Below are 12,237 nucleotides of genomic sequence, written 5' to 3'. Positions count from 1 at the left end.
ATAGGTTTCCCTTATTCCTGTGTGGGTGAAACGTAGAAAGAAAGTTTTCGCTGAAGTTTTTTGCGTTCTCTTAAAATGGTGGACTTCGAGAGGGATAACATCAAGGCGATGTCGTCTGTCGTATAGCCTTCTATACTTAATTGGAGAATACGTTGTTCTCTATCACTTAATGAGGGATGAATGAAGTAGTGGTCGACATGAGAAGAGGGGTGAAGGACGAGAATGCGAGACAGCATCGCTTGTCGCTCTCTATTTTTTCTGATTTCCGAGAGGTAATGGTAGTTCAGTTTCCTATAGAAGTAAGTGGAGAATTTTGATTTATGCGGGTCGTAGGATTCGAGAGCCTCGTGATAAATGAGATAAGCTTCCTGAAGGTCATCTTCGTAAGGAGGAGGGAGGTGGAGATTGTGAAGTGCTCTGTAAATAAGGGGACGAAAAGTGGAGAATGGTGGATGTATCATCAGTAACTCCTTTCTGTACTTTTTTATTATCCCTTTTTTATCGTCAAAAAGATATAGATTTCTGAAAATTCCGTTAGAAAAAATGGAATTTTTAAAAAAGATGACACCAAAATGCATCCTTATCACGATTATAAAGTAACAAGATGATAGGGATGTGAAAGCATGGAAGAGAAAGTATTTGAGGAAATCCTTAAGGAACACGAAAGAAGAATCTACTACTTTATTCACCATCTTGGTATCAGGGACCAGGGAGATGAGTATTACCAGGAAGGGCTTGTGGCCCTGTGGGAAGCATATAAAACGTTTGATGCCGCTAAAGGGGGATTCGACACTTATGCGAACTGGAAAATCAAGAATGCCATGATCGATCGTATTCGTAAGGCGAATCGTCATTCAGAAAAAGAAGCGTATTATAAGCAGATGAATACATATAAGGATGGATGGGAACAGCCACATGAAATGGTAGATGAGAAACTATGGGAGGGGATAAGGCATCAATTGACGAATAATCAGTGGAAATGGGTCGTACAGTTCATCATTGAGGACAAGTCCGTAGCACAAATTGCTGCAAAAGAAAGAGTAAGTCAGGATACGGTGAAGAACTGGGGAAGGCATGCCAAACGAAAATTGAAAACGTTCGCCCCACTGGTGGACGAACGATGACTCACTTTTTGACGGTAATATCGATGGTAGTAGCCCCCATTTGTTTAGCCGCGTGGATAAGCTGCTCCATTTCCTTATCATACTGGTGCACCGAGACTTTTTCCTTCGTTATAGAAAAAGAAAGGTTTTCCTCCTCCTGTCTTTTGACAAGTACGGGAGCAGGCTGATTTACGGGACCCTTCGTATTTTTTCCATTTGTTCTCCCTCTTATCCGTCGTCCGTGATAAACGACGCTTGCATAGGGACAACCGGTCTGTTTTGAAATATCCCGGTAAGTAAGATTCGTGTTTTTGATCAAGTTTTTTACTTTTTCGGTGTCATAGTTATATTGTTTTGCGCCTTTACTCATAAAAGTACTCCTTATTTACGTTGTTTCAGCTAAATAATTCTTTAAAATTGGGCCAATAGGCACTTGTCTGCTGAATAATATAATTTTACCACAGAAAGGGAAAAACAAAAAAAGTATCGCTTATAGAAAAAGAAGCTTCCGAATTATGCTTCGGAAACTTCTTTTTGTAAGCATTTTTCCACTTGTACCCCTTCCGTATCCGTTCGAAGGGATTCGAAGTAAAGGTGAGGAAAAACAGCTTTCAGTTCTTCGATTTTATCTTCAGACAATTGTTCAAACAGGCCAATCATTGTCGGGCCGGCCCCACTGACGTAGGTCCCTACGCTTCCGGCTGTTTTCAAAGCTTTGGATACCGGGGCGAAGTCTGGCAGGAGAGGACTTCTGTAGACCTGGTGGAAGCGGTCTTTCTCCATCATCTCTCCGGCCAGCTTCCAGTCATGAAGCGCGAGGGCAGCTACGAGGACGTTCCCCGTACTGCTTGCATAGACCGCTTCTTTGTAAGAGAATTTCTTCGGCAAAAGGTCGCGGGCTTCTTCCGTTTTCAGGTGAAAGTCCGGCACGACTGCAAGCCATCGTAAGGATTCTACTCCGTTCGTGAGTTTCACATATTTCGGGACATCGTGGTCGTAATGAGCGATGACAATCCCTCCGCAAATAGCGGGAGCGACGTTGTCGGGATGACCTTCGATTTTGCAGGCTACAATCACTTTTTCCTGTTCAGAAAGCTCGAGGCCAAGCAGTTGATTCGCAAGTTCAATCCCTGCGACAACGGCTGTCGATGAGCTGCCGAGCCCTCTGGAAACAGGTACATCATTTGATGTCGTCACCTTATAGGCAGGCAATTCCTCGTGACCGAATTCTTTCGCTGTGAAAATGGCCGCCTGGTAGATAAGGTTTTCTTTTCCGCTTGGGATAAATGGACGATCTGCTTCCGGCACAACGAAGTGCCACTCTTCGCTCGGTTCACAGTGGAACGTTGCGTACTTCGATAGAGCGATACCTACAGAATCAAAGCCGGGACCGAGGTTCGCAGATGTTGCAGGTACAGTGATTGTGAAATTACTCATGATGTTCTCCTTTCAAAGCTTCCCGGAAGGCATGAAGGTCGTTCTCGATCACTTTCGGTTTCAGTTCACTTGTGTCGATCGCTGTGTTCGGATCCTTCAAGCCATTACCGGTAAGGACGTGAACGACGGTCGAACCTTTCTCGATCTTTCCTTCTTTCAGTTTTTTCATCGTTCCGGCGAGAGAGGCGCAGGAAGCCGGTTCTGCGAAAACCCCTTCTTTTTGTGCCAACATGTGATAAGCTTCGAGAATCTCCTCGTCCGTCACCTTATCGATTTCTCCGCCCGATTCCTGTACGACTTCTTTCGCAGGTCCCCAGCTTGCCGGGTTTCCGATACGGATCGCTGTTGCTACGGTTTCAGGGTTTTCGAAGACGCGGTCCTCCACGATGGCCGCTGCTCCGCTTGCTTCGAATCCTTGCATTTTCGGAAGTCCTGTTGCGTGCTTTTCATTATATTGTTTGAAGCCGCGCCAGTAAGCAGTGATGTTTCCGGCATTTCCGACCGGGATACATAAATAGTCCGGTGCTTTTCCGAGAGCATCACATACTTCGAAAGCTGCCGTTTTCTGTCCTTCGATACGATTCGGGTTCAATGAGTTTACCAGAGTAACGCCGTCTTCTTTCGCAACTTCTTTGACGATTTCAAGGGCCTGGTCGAAGTTCCCTTTAATGGAGAAAATCTCAGCACCATACATAACAGCTTGTGCAAGCTTTCCTTCTGCGATTTTTCCATCCGGAATGACGACAATGCAGCGCATGTTTGCGCGAGCTGCAAAAGCGGCTGCAGCTGCAGATGTGTTCCCTGTAGAAGCACAGATGACCGCTTCCGAACCGTCTTCGATCGCTTTCGCCATAGCCATGACCATCCCGCGGTCCTTGAAGGAGCCTGTCGGGTTGGCGCCCTCGACTTTTACGTAAGCTTCAATGCCGAATTCTTTTGACAGATTCTCCAGATGAATGAAAGGAGTATTTCCCTCGTTCAGTGTGAGAGCTGGCGTTCCTTCTGTCACCGGAAGCCATTCTTTATAATGATGGATCAGACCTTTCCACATTATTCATCTCCTCCTTCTACACGGAAGACACTATCGACGGATCGCACGGAAGGCAGGCTTCGGAGTGCTTCCATCGCTTCTTCGAACGCTTCTTCATTAACCGAGTGGGTGATCATCATCAGTTCACGCTCTTCGTGAGAATCGGCAGGTTGTTGGATGATCTGGTCAAAAGAAATCTCCTTCTCTGCGAACACGCGAGTCAGTTCCATCAGGATCCCCGGTTGATCAAGAACGCGCAGGCGGATATATTTCTTCGTATACGTGTCCGCTTGCGTTTTCAGTTTGCGTTCGTGCTGCGGGTGCACGTAATTGTTCCCGTTCGTTCCGAGCTGGATGTTTTTCACGACGGCGATCAAGTCAGAGACGACGGCAGTCGCTGTAGGACCTTTTCCGGCTCCCGGACCGTAGAACATCGTTTCCCCTACAGCATCTCCATAGACATATACCGCATTGTATTCATCGTTGACCGAAGAAAGCGGATGGGATTTAGGCAATAGAGAAGGTTCGACACTTAGCGCGATTCCTTCTTCGTCGTGTTCAGCAATACCGATCAGTTTGATAGTATAGCCCAGTTTGTCGGCATAGGCGATATCAGCTGTGGACATTCCGCGGATTCCTTTCAGCTTCACGTCATCGAGCCGTGTCGGCATGGAGAACCCGAGGATAGAAAGGATCGTCATCTTTCTTGCTGCGTCCAGTCCGTCCACATCCGCCGTAGGATCTGCCTCTGCAAATCCGAGATCCTGAGCTTCTTTCAGAACATCATCGAAGTCCGAACCGTCCTGACTCATCTTCGTCAGAATATAATTTGTCGTCCCGTTGACGATTCCCATCATCTTACGGATGTTATCCGAAGAAAGACCGTCTACGATGGAGCGGATGATCGGAATACCACCGGCGACACTCGCTTCATAATAAAGGTCTGTCTGGTTACGTACGGCTGCATCGAAGAGCTCTTCTCCGTGCTCGGCTACGAGGTCCTTATTGGCAGAGACGATATGCTTTTTGTTTTCGATAGCTCCGAGCAGGACATCCAGTGTGTGATCGATGCCCCCCATCACTTCGACGATGACATCAATATCTTCATCATTCGTGATATCTTCATAACTGTCCGTAAGCTCCACTTTATCCCCTGGAAGGTCTCTTGATTTATTGAGATCATGGACAAGAGCCTTGGTAACTTTCACTTCGCATCCGGTTTTATGTTTGATGCTTTCTTTGTTATTGTGCAAAATCTCGATAACACCGGTTCCGACAGTGCCGAGTCCTAATAGTCCCACGTGAATGGTGTCTTTCATACGATCACTCCTTGTCCACTTCTAAAGTACATTATTGTTTATATAATGGACATTGTACAGGAAGAGGAGGGAGGCTACAAGATGAGTCGTCTAAATATTTTGAAGTAACCGCTTACTTTTGAGAGAAAAATATGATAATAATGTAAAAAAAGATTGTAAAAGGTAGAAATACCTATATAATTGTAATTGAACTAGTGTGAATGGTGATTCATTTGACGTATAACTCCTCTGTTCCGTTTATGCTGGTAGTTCAAATAAAAGGGGATGTTATGTGATGAATCTGAAAGACTTCGTTGATCAATGCACCATCATGATCCGTATGCTGATTACGGAAATGGGGGTAGCCGGGCATTATAACTTCTTTTTCAAAGAAGGGATTCTGTTTGCTGAAAAGGTCTACATATGTAATCCGAAACCTGAAATGAATAAGCTTAGGGAAGCGATGCGAACACATTTCAGAAAGTTTATCAATACAGAACTCGTATAAGAAAAGAAGACCGGCATACCCCGGTCTTTTTTGATACAATAATAGAAAGACAAGGGGGACTGAGTGTGTATCAACAACCGATGATGCTGAAGCCTTTATTCAAAGAAAGAATCTGGGGTGGAACGAATTTGAGAGACATGTATGGGTACGCCATTCCTTCACCACAGACGGGAGAATGCTGGGCGATTTCCGGTCATGAAAGCGGGACGAATGAGATTGCGAATGGACCGCTCGCCGGGTCTACCATCAGAGAGGCATGGGATAATCACCGGGAACTGTTCGCTGATGAAGAAGGAGAAGAGTTTCCGCTTTTGACGAAGATTCTGGATGCAAACAAGGATTTATCTGTTCAAGTCCATCCAGGTGATACTTACGCACGTGAGAAAGAAGACAAGACATATGGGAAAACGGAATGCTGGTATGTGATAGATGCGGATGAAGATGCAGAAGTTGTACTTGGTCATCACGCCGAAACGAAAGAAGAGCTAAACAGTTATATCGAAAACGGCCAGTGGAATGATTTGCTACGCCGGGTGAAAGTGAAGAGCGGGGACTTTTTCTATGTACCGAGCGGGACGATTCACGCAATCGGTGCCGGGGTCCGGATTCTTGAAACGCAGCAGAATTCTGATATTACGTACCGCGTGTATGATTACGACCGGATAGGTCAGGACGGCGAGAAGCGTGAACTTCATCTGGAGCAATCAGTTGAAGTGACTACCGTCCCTCATAAGGATCCGGATCTGGAAAGGAAAACGAATATCCATAAAGGAATGAAACAGGAACTTCTCGTCAGCGAATCTTACTTCTCCGTAGAGCATTGGGATATACACGGAATGACGTATCCGGTCCATAATCCTTCCTATCTATTATTCAGTGTTCTCGAAGGGGATGTGAATGTATGGATCGAAGGAGAAGCTCACCCTGTCGAAAAAGGGACTCATTTTATCATTCCGGCAACAGTGGAGAAGTTTACGCTTGAAGGTACCGGGACACTTATCGTGTCGCGTTCCAATAAACAATAATAGGAGGGGATTACTATGGATTGGCAGGAACATTGGAAGCGTTGGGATGAAGAAAAGGACCTGGATGAAGATTTGAGAAGTCAACTTGCAGTCCTTGATGAAGCTGAACTGGAAGATGCTTTTTATAAAGAACTTGAGTTCGGTACAGGAGGAATGCGCGGCAAACTCGGTCCGGGTACGAATCGCATGAATGTCTATACAGTGCGGAAAGCGGCACAGGGGCTTGCGGCATATGTGAAAAATCAAAAGGCCGAAAACGGCAGTATCGTCATCGCTTATGATTCCCGTTACTTATCCAAGACCTTCGCTGAAGAAACAGCACGTGTAGCTGGTGCGAACGGTGTCAAGGCTTATGTCTTCTCTTCCCTTAGACCGACGCCGGAACTATCTTTTGCAGTACGCCATTTGAAAGCAACGGCAGGAGTTGTTATCACCGCGAGCCATAATCCGCCTGAGTATAATGGATTCAAAGCTTATAACGAAGATGGGGGACAGCTTCCATTGGCTCAGGCCGAAGAGATGATCACCCTGGTCAAGGAAGTAGAGAATGAGCTCTATGTGCACACAGAAGAAGTGTCAGCCCTTGAAGAAAAGGGGCTTTTTGAGTGGATTGATGAAGAAGTGGATCGTGCTTATATGGAAGCGGTGCAGGGAATCCGCTTGTCGGATGACATTGATAAGGGCATGTCGATCATTTTTACCCCGCTGCACGGTACAGCACATCCTTTAGTAACCGACAGCTTGACGAGAGCAGGTTTCTCCAATGTTCGTATCGTCGAAGAACAGGCACAACCGGACCCGGAGTTTTCTACCGTCGCCTCTCCTAACCCTGAAGAACCACAGGCTTTTACATTGGCCATCGAAGAAGGGAAAAAGACAGGCGCTGAACTGTTGATAGCTACGGATCCGGACGCTGACCGTGTCGGATTGGCTGTGCCGGACAAATCAGGAGAATACCAGGTTCTGACAGGGAATCAGACAGGTGCTTTGATGCTCGACTACATTCTGGCTAATGATTCGACTCTTCCTGAGAATAAGACACTCATCAAAACGATCGTCACTTCCGAAATGGGACGGGCTGTCGCTTCGAAATACGGAGCCAAGACGTTGGATACGCTGACTGGGTTCAAATTTATCGGAGAGAAAATCCGCGAATTTGAGCGCTCCGGAGAAGGAACGTTTGCCTTCGGTTATGAAGAGAGCTACGGCTACCTGGTCCAAAGTTTTGTACGCGATAAAGATGCCGTGCAGGCTTCCCTGCTTGCAGCTGAGTTAGCTGCTCATTGGAAGAAGAAAGGATATACGTTACTCGAAGCCTTGGAGGAATTGTACAAAGAGCACGGCTATTATATGGAAGGAATGGATTCTCTCAAGCTTGAAGGACGCGCTGGTACGGAGAAAATCGGCCGGATGGTAGACAGATTCAGAAACATGAGTCCTGAGACTTTTGGCGGGGTGTCGGTACGAGCGGTGGAAGACTATCAATCTTCGATCAGAAGATACATGGATGGGCAGGAAGAAGCGATAGAACTTCCGCAGTCGAATGTCGTGAAATTTCTACTATCTGAGGATAGCTGGTTCTGCCTGCGCCCTTCCGGAACCGAACCGAAATTGAAGTGCTATTATGGAGTGAAGTCCTCGTCAAGAGAAGAGAGTAGAAAATTGCTCGAAACCCTTAGTGAAGAAGTGATGAACGAATTGAACCTTGTTAAATAAAACGCTTTATTTTTCCCGGATTTTCCGTCATAATAGTATAATATACTGAAAATTCAGATTGAATGGGGTGGAAGCGAATGATGCAACTTGAACATCTTCAGCCATATGCGATTGTCGATGACGGCCCGTTTCTAAGAATCATTTTCGATCATTCTTACGTCCGATTGAATGTCGATGAAGAGACGTATCAGTTCATTCCGTCGGAGTCGAGTGAGATTTTCATCAACAAAGATTTGAACAAAGTCCATAACTTATTCGATGTGTTCACCTTCGAAAGCGGGGAAGAAGTGTTGCATATGACGGTAATCGATCTCATGCATATCAAACAATTTCGCAGTGAACTCCATCAGATCATCCATTCGTTTTATGAAAAGCGGACGACGATTCCGGCTACGGAAGTAACTACGATAATAGAAGAACTTGAGAAAGAGAACATTCACCGTCTTATCGACGAGGCGATCGATAAGGGGGATGAAGCATCATTTCTTGAATTGACCAATCGTTTGACGGAATATGGAGGTACAGTAGAAGAACAATGAAAAAATTTGGCATAGCGTTCTTTTTTATTCTGGCATGGGCCTTTCCAGCATCGGCCCATGCCGATAAAATTGTGGACACAAATACGACATATACATATGAACAGATGCAGGGAGATCTAAAACAGCTGGATCAGGAGTACGGGGATCTTGTAGAAGTGTATGATATCGGGGACTCCGTTTACGATCGTGACATTTTTCTTGTGAAACTCGGTTACGGGGAAGATCATGTTCTTTATAATGGTTCTCATCATGCCAGGGAGTGGCTGACGACGATTTTAAATATGAATATGATCGAGGAATACGCGAAAGGATATCAGGGAGAAACGTCTTTTCCTACATACAATGCAAAACAAGTACTGGACGGGACGACCATCTGGTTTGTGCCGATGGTGAATCCGGACGGAGTTACGCTTCAGCAAAAGGGGTTATCTGCTTTTCCGGAAGAAGTTCACAGCCAGCTGATTCAGTGGAATAACGGAAGTACCAACTTTAAACGTTGGAAAGCGAATGCGCAGGGAATCGATTTGAATCGTCAATATCCATCCGGATGGGAGAATGTAACGAAGACTTCAAGAAGTTATAAAAACTTCAAAGGAGACTATCCCCTCCAGGCCCCTGAAGCGAAAGTGATGAGGGACCTGCAGTATCTGTTGAACCCGGAACTGACGATTTCTTATCACACGGCAGGACAGATCATGTACTGGAATTATAAAATCGAACCTGAGAATTACGACAGGGATTCCCGTATTGCCCGTAACTATTCGAGATTCAGCGGATATGATCTCGTCAACTTCGAAAGCAATGGAAGCGGCTATACGGACTGGGTCATCGATTATTGGGATCAGCCTGCCCTTACACCTGAACTCGCCGTTTATCCGGGACCGACGAATGTAGATCCTGCGCGATTCCCTACTGCCTGGGAGAATAATAAAGTAGCCGGTTTGTACGCTGCGAGAGAAGGGTATGTCATTGCCGATCGTGACTACAGAGATCCGGCGGAAATTTGGCTGGATAATCGCACGGAACAATTGCTTGCTGATTCAGGCGCTGAAAATTATACGCAAGTACTTGCAATGGATGAGCGTTTCCGGCTGCATCCTATTCAGATGATGCAACTTTACAGCTGGTACCAATCCTGTGAGAACTGTTCGCCGGAAACTCTTAATGAAGAACTGGAAGGTCTTAAAGCATTCCAGGAGTGGGAAGAGAATAAAACGGTACCATCAGACCATGTATTTACTGTACGATTTAATACAAGCCTAACTTCTGATTCCCTGAATGAGCAATCTTTCTACGTGCAGACGGAGAGTGGACAGCAGGTGGAATTGTCAGCGGTACAAGGCGGTGGAGACAGAGTCCTTCTTTACCCGCCGAATGGCGGCTACGAGTCCGGAGAAACGTACTCTATGTTCATTAAAGAAGTGACATCTACAGAGAATTATGAGATGGAAGGTGGCATTGAATTTACGTTCGATGTTGAATAATGATTGACCGGTTGCGGCATCCTACGAAATAGGGTGCCGCTTCTTATAAGAAATATTGTTCTTTAAAAAGAAAAATAATAATATATAATGAAAACTTCGGAAATCAAAAGGAAAACGGAGAGAAATGAAGCTTTAGTTCTTTATTGAGAATATACGGTTGTTTTTGGTTCTTTCTATTTTAAAAATTACGATGTATACTATAATAAATAATTCGTTATAAAGAACGATAGTGGGAGGTTGAACTATGTGGCGATGATTGGAGAGAAAATTCGTGTACTTAGGCTTGGCAGAGGTTTATCGGTCAGTGAATTGGCGAAGCGGTCAGGAGTATCGAAATCCTACATCAGCAATATTGAACGTGGCGTACAGAAAAATCCTTCCTATATCGTAATGAGTAAACTGGCTACTTCTTTACATGTTCCTCTTGAGGATCTTATTTCCCATACCAGCAACCCTTCTGATGAGAAAGCAAAATGATAGGAGGCGACACCGTGATGGAACATCTTGACCGGGATTGGATAGAGCTGTTACAGGAAGCGAAGAATTTAGGACTGTCGCTGGAAGATGTGAAACAATTTCTCGAGTCATGTGATTAAAGGAGGGGGCTTATGACGGGGAAGGTAACCTTCAAACGGACAGCTGTTCAGACGAATGTCGATGGAGGGAGACAACCGTCTTTCATCAATCTGATGCATGTCATTTATGATGTAAAACCGGTCGTGGAACGGTTTTCTCAATTGAAAGTGAAAGCCGGATGGGGGCTTGAATGCAGAAATCGGGACATTTATGCGATATCTCCGGATCAGAAGAAAGAAGAAATGATGAAGAGCATTCTTGGTGACGAATCACCTTTATCATATATCCAGGCTGCTTCCTGTTATCATTTATTGAATACTCATACAGACTGTCAGTATATTTCCTGGGATGAAGATGCCGTCATCGATGATTCCTACGTAAAAACGCTCGACCATTACGGATTTTGGCCGTTCGGTGAGATTGCGAGAAGCATGAATCCTTTGTTCTTCTATGACTCCCTTCATCACCCGGTTGTCGTCTTCTTTACGTATCACCGGGAAGTGAAAGATGTGATCGTAAAGCATATCCACCGTTTCGATTATGAAGGATATGGGTTGAAGTATGGATACCGTACGTGGGCTGTAAGAAATAAAGAACAGGTTTCTATGAAGCGCATTAAATGAAAGCTGGCAGAAGCCGGCTTTTTTGTTTGTCGTCCCAGGAAAAAACAGATAGATAAAAAGTGTGTAATTCTTCTGCGAATTGTAACCAATCTGAAATAGATTAATAGCCGGGTAACGTGATATAATCAGGGAAGAAATGACAAACGGATAGAAAGAAGGAGGCACCAAAGTGAGACGTATTGTGTATTTGTTCATGATTCTTTCGTTGTCTATTATAGTAGCTGCATGCTCCGGAAATGATGTGGAGAATGCCGACAACCTGGAAGGCTCGGATAAATCAGCTGAAGAGAAAGAAATGCAAGAAGGAGAAGGGTCAGATGCAACAGGAGAAGCGACTTCTTCTGACTCTGATAATAATAATGATAGCGCAAGTGGAGAAGACTCTTCGGACACTGGAGAATCTTCAGGTGAAGGGGAAACTTCCGGTTCAGAATCAGAATCTGATTCCGGCAATACGAATTCCGGAGATTCATCTTCTGACGCTTCCGGGGCTGACAGCTCTACAAATAGCTCAGAAAATTCTTCGGATGATGGAGAAACGAATGAAGGAAGTGAGGGTTCTTCTGAAGGAGAAACAGAGGAAACTCCAACTGAGGATGGCAATGTAAACGGTACACCACGTTCTGAAGAGGAATTGAATGAAGCTACTCAATATACATTCTCAGAAGTAAATGGTCAGGCTGTAGAGGTCCTTATGGGCTTCACAGCAGTAGAGATAAACGTAGGTGATATTCCTGAAGCCGGCAAGAATGCTGAAGTATATATGATGATTGATGATGGACAAATCATCGATTTAAGTTATGATAAGGAAAGAGAAGCGTTTCGAAATGGTCAAATCAAACAGGTATCTAAACAGGCTCTGCAAAGTGCAACCGTTTTTGTGAGTGCTTAATGGAGG

General features: G+C 45.1%; 15 protein-coding genes. 10 read left to right on the top strand and 5 right to left on the bottom strand.

Going from position 1 to position 12,237, the window contains the following annotated elements:
* Window positions 1-11 precede the first annotated feature (11 nt).
* Window positions 12-461 (bottom strand): RNA polymerase sigma factor, encoded by a 450-nt coding sequence (locus tag BLQ44_RS05975; protein ID WP_176757441.1) that lies wholly within the window; start codon window positions 459-461, stop codon window positions 12-14.
* A 162-nt stretch (window positions 462-623) separates the two neighbouring features.
* On the opposite strand from BLQ44_RS05975, the gene BLQ44_RS05970 reads away from it, so the two are divergent.
* Complete coding sequence (locus BLQ44_RS05970; RefSeq protein ID WP_093192978.1) at window positions 624-1,124, top strand: sigma-70 family RNA polymerase sigma factor; 501 nt, start codon at window positions 624-626, stop codon at window positions 1,122-1,124.
* A gap of 1 nt (window position 1,125) precedes the next feature.
* Here the strand turns inward: BLQ44_RS05970 and BLQ44_RS05965 are convergent, their stop codons facing one another.
* The 4 genes from BLQ44_RS05965 to BLQ44_RS05950 form a co-directional block, all read right to left on the bottom strand.
* Complete coding sequence (locus tag BLQ44_RS05965; RefSeq protein WP_093192977.1) at window positions 1,126-1,473, bottom strand: hypothetical protein; 348 nt, start codon at window positions 1,471-1,473, stop codon at window positions 1,126-1,128.
* 143 nt (window positions 1,474-1,616) lie between these two features.
* Window positions 1,617-2,540 (bottom strand): homoserine kinase, encoded by a 924-nt coding sequence (gene thrB, locus BLQ44_RS05960; protein ID WP_093192976.1) that lies wholly within the window; start codon window positions 2,538-2,540, stop codon window positions 1,617-1,619.
* Window positions 2,533-3,591, bottom strand: a complete 1,059-nt coding sequence (gene thrC / locus BLQ44_RS05955) for a threonine synthase (RefSeq protein ID WP_176757440.1) — start codon at window positions 3,589-3,591, stop codon at window positions 2,533-2,535. The genes thrB and thrC overlap by 8 nt, the downstream gene beginning before the upstream one ends.
* Window positions 3,591-4,889: a homoserine dehydrogenase gene (locus BLQ44_RS05950; protein ID WP_093192974.1), complete on the bottom strand. Its 1,299-nt coding sequence runs from the start codon at window positions 4,887-4,889 to the stop codon at window positions 3,591-3,593. Before BLQ44_RS05950 ends, thrC begins: the two co-directional genes overlap by 1 nt.
* A 271-nt stretch (window positions 4,890-5,160) precedes the next feature.
* Between BLQ44_RS05950 and BLQ44_RS05945 the strand changes: the two genes are divergently transcribed.
* From BLQ44_RS05945 to BLQ44_RS05905, 9 genes are all read left to right on the top strand, one after another.
* The gene (locus BLQ44_RS05945; protein ID WP_143004700.1) at window positions 5,161-5,376 is read left to right on the top strand and encodes a hypothetical protein; all 216 of its coding nucleotides are present in this window, start codon (window positions 5,161-5,163) and stop codon (window positions 5,374-5,376) included.
* 65 nt (window positions 5,377-5,441) lie between these two features.
* On the top strand, window positions 5,442-6,401 hold the full coding sequence (gene manA, locus BLQ44_RS05940) for a mannose-6-phosphate isomerase, class I (RefSeq protein ID WP_093192972.1): 960 nt from the start codon (window positions 5,442-5,444) through the stop codon (window positions 6,399-6,401).
* Between the two features lie 15 nt (window positions 6,402-6,416).
* The gene (locus BLQ44_RS05935) at window positions 6,417-8,117 is read left to right on the top strand and encodes a phospho-sugar mutase (RefSeq protein ID WP_093192971.1); all 1,701 of its coding nucleotides are present in this window, start codon (window positions 6,417-6,419) and stop codon (window positions 8,115-8,117) included.
* Window positions 8,118-8,194: 77 nt separating this feature from the next.
* Window positions 8,195-8,656: an IDEAL domain-containing protein gene (locus BLQ44_RS05930; RefSeq protein WP_176757439.1), complete on the top strand. Its 462-nt coding sequence runs from the start codon at window positions 8,195-8,197 to the stop codon at window positions 8,654-8,656.
* Window positions 8,653-10,140, top strand: a complete 1,488-nt coding sequence (locus BLQ44_RS05925; protein WP_093192969.1) for a M14 family zinc carboxypeptidase — start codon at window positions 8,653-8,655, stop codon at window positions 10,138-10,140. Before BLQ44_RS05930 ends, BLQ44_RS05925 begins: the two co-directional genes overlap by 4 nt.
* Before the next feature lie 252 nt (window positions 10,141-10,392).
* On the top strand, window positions 10,393-10,617 hold the full coding sequence (locus BLQ44_RS05920) for a helix-turn-helix domain-containing protein (RefSeq protein WP_245688120.1): 225 nt from the start codon (window positions 10,393-10,395) through the stop codon (window positions 10,615-10,617).
* A gap of 17 nt (window positions 10,618-10,634) precedes the next feature.
* Complete coding sequence (locus BLQ44_RS05915) at window positions 10,635-10,736, top strand: anti-repressor SinI family protein (RefSeq protein ID WP_407690367.1); 102 nt, start codon at window positions 10,635-10,637, stop codon at window positions 10,734-10,736.
* Window positions 10,737-10,748: 12 nt separating this feature from the next.
* Window positions 10,749-11,339: a hypothetical protein gene (locus BLQ44_RS05910; RefSeq protein WP_093192966.1), complete on the top strand. Its 591-nt coding sequence runs from the start codon at window positions 10,749-10,751 to the stop codon at window positions 11,337-11,339.
* A gap of 169 nt (window positions 11,340-11,508) precedes the next feature.
* Entirely contained in the window at window positions 11,509-12,231 is a 723-nt protein-coding gene (locus tag BLQ44_RS05905; protein ID WP_093192965.1) for a hypothetical protein, read from the top strand.
* The last annotated feature ends 6 nt before the right edge of the window (window positions 12,232-12,237 follow it).

It is taken from the genome of Salimicrobium halophilum, assembly GCF_900100295.1.
Classification (GTDB): Bacteria; Bacillota; Bacilli; order Bacillales; family Halobacillaceae; genus Salimicrobium; species Salimicrobium halophilum.
This window is presented reverse-complemented; position numbering and strand designations above follow the sequence as displayed.

Bases quoted from the DNA above. Each gene is read 5' to 3' on its own strand.
- BLQ44_RS05975 (WP_176757441.1), bottom strand. From the start codon at position 461: ATGATACATCCACCATTCTCCACTTTTCGTCCCCTTATTTACAGAGCA.
- thrB (WP_093192976.1), bottom strand. From the start codon at position 2,540: ATGAGTAATTTCACAATCACTGTACCTGCAACATCTGCGAACCTCGGT.
- BLQ44_RS05915 (WP_407690367.1), top strand. From the start codon at position 10,635: ATGGAACATCTTGACCGGGATTGGATAGAGCTGTTACAGGAAGCGAAG.
- BLQ44_RS05970 (WP_093192978.1), top strand. From the start codon at position 624: ATGGAAGAGAAAGTATTTGAGGAAATCCTTAAGGAACACGAAAGAAGA.
- BLQ44_RS05935 (WP_093192971.1), top strand. From the start codon at position 6,417: ATGGATTGGCAGGAACATTGGAAGCGTTGGGATGAAGAAAAGGACCTG.
- BLQ44_RS05950 (WP_093192974.1), bottom strand. From the start codon at position 4,889: ATGAAAGACACCATTCACGTGGGACTATTAGGACTCGGCACTGTCGGA.
- BLQ44_RS05910 (WP_093192966.1), top strand. From the start codon at position 10,749: ATGACGGGGAAGGTAACCTTCAAACGGACAGCTGTTCAGACGAATGTC.
- BLQ44_RS05925 (WP_093192969.1), top strand. From the start codon at position 8,653: ATGAAAAAATTTGGCATAGCGTTCTTTTTTATTCTGGCATGGGCCTTT.
- BLQ44_RS05920 (WP_245688120.1), top strand. From the start codon at position 10,393: ATGATTGGAGAGAAAATTCGTGTACTTAGGCTTGGCAGAGGTTTATCG.
- thrC (WP_176757440.1), bottom strand. From the start codon at position 3,591: ATGTGGAAAGGTCTGATCCATCATTATAAAGAATGGCTTCCGGTGACA.
- BLQ44_RS05965 (WP_093192977.1), bottom strand. From the start codon at position 1,473: ATGAGTAAAGGCGCAAAACAATATAACTATGACACCGAAAAAGTAAAA.
- BLQ44_RS05930 (WP_176757439.1), top strand. From the start codon at position 8,195: ATGATGCAACTTGAACATCTTCAGCCATATGCGATTGTCGATGACGGC.